We start from the raw sequence: 4810 nt of genomic DNA, 5'->3' as shown, positions 1-4810 counted from the left end.
ACAGCACAAGCAGTTACTAGAGTTTATTTCGCAAACAAGAAGCTATATCGAAACTAGCTTTAGTATCAATCCTTTAAAAGAATTTGGAACAAATTACGCTGAATTTTACAGAGATGGAAAAGGAGCAATAGAGAAGCTACTAATAGAATCTAAAGACTTTTTAGAACGAAAAGAAGCAGGAAGTCTCACAGAAAATGAAGCAAAGCAAGGTGTATATAAAGGACAAGTTGCAGGAGCATTTTATAAAGAAGGCTTAGGGGATATTGATCTTGTTTGGGGTGAGGTAACAGACAAAGCAAACCATAAAGGCTATGGATTAGCACATATAATTGATAAGCACCCAGATTTAGATCCAAGACTTATAGCAGAGATAATAGAAAAAGGCGAAGTTAAAGAAACATTTAGTGGTGCAAATATCTATTATAATGATTATATTTTAGGAATTAATAAAGGGTGGAATGATAATGGTGTAAAAAGGGGCGATAACAAATGGGTAGTAACTGCATTTGATAAGCGAGAAAATCAACGCTTTAACAACCCCGCTGATTTTAAAAAGGAGAAGGACTTTACCCCTAAACTCACAGAAGATTCTAGCACAAAAACTACAAAATACACAATAAGAGAGCTAAAAACACCAAGCGATGAGGAATTAGAGCAAATAAAAGAGGCATATAAGCAAGATAATGAGCTTTTTAAGCAGCAAGAAGAAATCACACGAAGTTATAGAAATAAAATTGAAAAAACTAAAAGCAAAAAGATAAAACAAAGGCTTGAAGATGAATGGAGAAAGAAAATAAAGCCAATAACTGAAAAGATAAATAATGAATTTGAGCCTTTTTTACACCAAAGGGGCTATGAGCTAAACGATATTCATATAAAGGATATGCTAGAGAGAAGTGAGAGAGTGAGTAAGCCATATTTTGATATGCTAGAGCCTTTTAGCAAAGAAGAGCTAACAAACCATGAAAGATATTATCGCAATATCGGAGGGAACTATGAAAATAAGCTTAGCATAGGCAATAAGACATTTTTCCCAAGCCAAGAGCTAGATATAAATAAACTACATAACGCACTGCTTACAAGACTTCATATGAGTGAGTATCCCAAGCAAATACAATATACTTATATTGATTCGCCTCTTTTTGATCATGCAAGGTGGAGTGAAATAGGAACAAAGCCAGATTCTGAACTTATCTATTTGGGAGGTTGGAGATTTGATAAAATAGCTATGAATAGACAAAGAAAAGATTTGGAGTATCTTTTTGATATTAGACCCTTAAAAGAATTTGGAACAAATTACGCAGAGTTTTACAAAGATGGCAAGAGAGCAATACAAAAGCTTTTAACTGAAGCTAAAGATTATGAGACTAGAAAAGAGGCAGGAAGATTAGCCAAAGAGGAGCTAGAGCAAGGATACAAAGGACAAGTTGCAGGAGCATTTTATAAAGAAGGCTTAGGGGATATTGATCTTGTTTGGGGGGAAGTAACAGATCCTAAAAATCATAAAGGCTATGGATTAGCACATATACTAGATAAGCACCCAGATTTAGATATAAGATTAATCCCTGAAATTATAGAAAAAGGTAATTTAACCAACCAAAACAATATAAGGTATCGTATTGAAAAAGATAATTATGTAATAGGATTGAGTGCAGAATATAAAGGAGATAAAAGAAACTTTATCATTACAGCTTTCCAAAAAAACAAGGACAAGAGAGACACTTTCACCGAACACCCTTTTACTTCTACTTCGGACAATGCAGTAAAAAACCTTGATAAAAAAGAGAATGCGGAAAGTTTATATACATCTTCCGCAATCACAAAAGGCGAGACTCTGCCTTTAAACTCTAAAGAAGATTCTAGCACAAAAGACCAATCAAAACAACATAAGGGACAAGAGGAGCTAAAAAATATCTTTGATGAGTTTGAGCAACAAGACAAGACACTACAAGATAAAGCAAAGCTTTTAAGAGAACACAAAGAGGATTTAAAAAGCAAAGATTTGGTAGGTAGTGAAAAATGGGAGAGCCTAATGGAACAACAAAGCTTACTCATAGATGAGGAAAGCCAAATACTTGAGAGAGCCTATAAAAAAGCCAAAAGACTTATGCCACATTTTTCAAGCTATGAGGAAATATTGCAATACGAACCCATTAACAAAGTTAGCTTAAGGCTATTAAAAGAAAATGTTAATGAGATTATGGATAAAGAAATAAGAGCTTTGCAAGACACCAGCATAACTAAAGCAGATTTCAAACAAGCCTTAGATGAGTTTAATACATTCTATAAAGAATACAGAGATTATCATAAACCTTTGTATTATGAATTTGAGACTAAATTTGGATTCTATACAAGAGAATTTAATAAACAAAAGCTATCAAACGCTAAAGATGTAGAAATGTTTAAAAAATATTTTTTAGACAAAAAACCCTCAGCATTTAATGACAAGCTAAAACAAGTATATGAAACAATACAACAATACAATCAATTAGAATTGCAAAATCGACAAAGAATACACGATAGCAAAGAAAGTGAGCTAATCACAAGCAAAGCTATTGAGATTAAAGAACAATTAAATAATAAATATAAAAGCTCGATTCAAAAGCAGGAAATAAGCAAACAAAGTGAGAATCCACACGCACAGAATTTCGACCAAGTTACGAACTCAAAAGAGTTAGAGAGTGGAAACAATCTCTCTCTAATGGATTCTGCCCCTAATCCTACCACAAAAGACTTAATCAAAGAAGCAAAAGAGCAAGACTTAAGTGTGAAAGAAACAAAAGAAGCAACGCAAGATTCAACACAAGCTACACAAGATTTAACACATCTAAAGCAAAAATTAGAAAATGCAAGTGATGAAGAGAAAGGAGAGATTATCAAAGAAGCAATCACAGAACAAAACAATAAGCTTTTAGAAGAGATAACAAAACTACAAAATGTTTTAGAGAAAAAGACTTTCTACCTTTTGAGATAGATGAAAAGATAAAATCGCTTTCTACTAAATCACAATTTATAGGTGAAGATGAAGAGAGTTTGAAAAAGGTTGCAATCTCACAATTAGAATTTGAAACAAAGGATAAAATTAAAGAATTACAAAAAGTGCTAAAAGACAATAAAATTGGTTTAGGAACTCTAAGAGAGTTTCTAACAAAAGCCAAAGACCCAAAGATTATAGAGAATAAAACCGCTTATGAAAGTGTCAAAGCAACGCTTAAAAGACTTATAGAAAAAAATCAAAAAAGAGTATTAAAGATTTTAGATAATGCAATACAAGAAAGGAAATTAACCTATTATCTCAATACCAAAGATGGGGAAGAGAGAGGAAGAAAGCTTTTTTATAGTTTTAAACCAGATACAGAACAAATAGAGTTGTTTGAGAAAATCTTCCCCATAGCACAAAAGCTAGGTGTAGAGGTAAAACAAGCTATTAACAATGAGTTTTTGTCTAAAGAAGCTGATGGAGTGTATTATACACAGGGTAACTCTGTAAGAGTAAAAAACAATAGAATCTCACAATCAAAAACAGAGGTATTTTTGCATGAGCTTATTCATAGCGTTACAAGTAGAGCAATGATAGCTTATGATAGTGGTAAAAAAGAGCTTTTAAGTGCCAATCAAATTAAAGCCATAGAAAACATAAAAGCACTTTATGAAGAAGTGCATAAAAATCATAAAGAGCTAGGATTTGAAATGTATGAAAAATCAAAAGTAGGATATAAAGGAGATTATGGACTTAAAAACAGCCACGAGTTTGTAGCAGAGCTAAGCAATCCTAACTTTAGAGAAAAGCTTAAAAAAGTAGGAGTGTTTGAAAAGCTAGTAGATAATATCTTAAGGTTTTTTGTAAGTGCTAAAGATGCCTTTATGCTAAAGAAAAATAATGCTTATGAGAGCTTAAAAAAGAATTTGTATGAGATCATAGATAATTATAAAGAAGATTTTACAAACTCTTATGAGAAAGAGAACATTAAGGGTGTTAATTTGGAGCAAAGCAAGGAGCTGGAATCTAGGTTTTTGAACTCTACTGGAGATCTAAATATAGAAGCTTTGAAAAATGAAGCTACAAAGTTACCAAAGGTGCTAAGTTTTAGGGAGTTTAAAGAGCAGTTTAGGACAGATGGTAAGGGTAATGCTAAAGTTAATACACTCATAGGAGAAATTAAAATCAATGTGCCAAAGGCTTATAATCATTTTGTGAAAAATACTTACAATGTAGATAGGAAAGAATTTAGCGGAGCATTTTTAGATACTTTAGTCAATCCGCTTTTTATAGTGAGGCAAAAGTATCGTCCTAAAGTGTCTCTACAAGGCAAAAGCCTACAAAGGAGCAATAACTCGCTAGATTCCAAAATGCAAAACAAATCTAGGATTCAGATAGGTGACAAAGAAATTATACAAGATTCCTATGTGTTTTACAAACCTTTTGTAAATGAAAATGGTCTTGTGTCTTTAGCTAGTTTTGCAATTTCTCAAAATGGAGAGCTTTTACATAAAACCTTTTATGATATTAAAACTCTCTCTAAATTAAAGAAACTCATAAAGGGAAATGATGAGGATTTATTGTATTTCAAAGCTAAAATATAACAGGAACACTTAAAGTTTAGATTACAACAAAATATATAAAGGACAAGCCATGTTAGAAACAAAAAATCTCACACTAAAGAAATTTCAAGAAAACTTTGATTTTATAGAAGCTAAGATGAAAGATAGTCAAATTTATAAAGATGCACTAGAAAGCTTTATCAAACATATGCCAGATTATGCCTTTACAGATGATCAAAAAGCTTTAGCATACAGCGATTTTATGGCT

General features: G+C 32.1%; 2 protein-coding genes. Both read left to right on the top strand.

Annotated features, from left to right (window positions below; genetic code table 11):
• Positions 1-2974, top strand: a 2974-nt coding sequence (locus tag LS81_RS11705; protein ID WP_473806622.1) for a putative barnase/colicin E5 family endoribonuclease, incomplete at its 5' end; no start/stop codon positions are given.
• A 59-nt stretch (positions 2975-3033) separates the two neighbouring features.
• Positions 3034-4584 (top strand): hypothetical protein, encoded by a 1551-nt coding sequence (locus tag LS81_RS10385; RefSeq protein ID WP_034344171.1) that lies wholly within the window; start codon positions 3034-3036, stop codon positions 4582-4584.
• Positions 4585-4810: the final 226 nt, after the last annotated feature.

The organism is Helicobacter trogontum (assembly GCF_000765905.2).
Taxonomy (GTDB): Bacteria; Campylobacterota; Campylobacteria; order Campylobacterales; family Helicobacteraceae; genus Helicobacter_A; species Helicobacter_A trogontum.
Note: the sequence above shows the minus strand (reverse complement) of the source record. Positions and strands in the feature narration are given on the sequence as shown.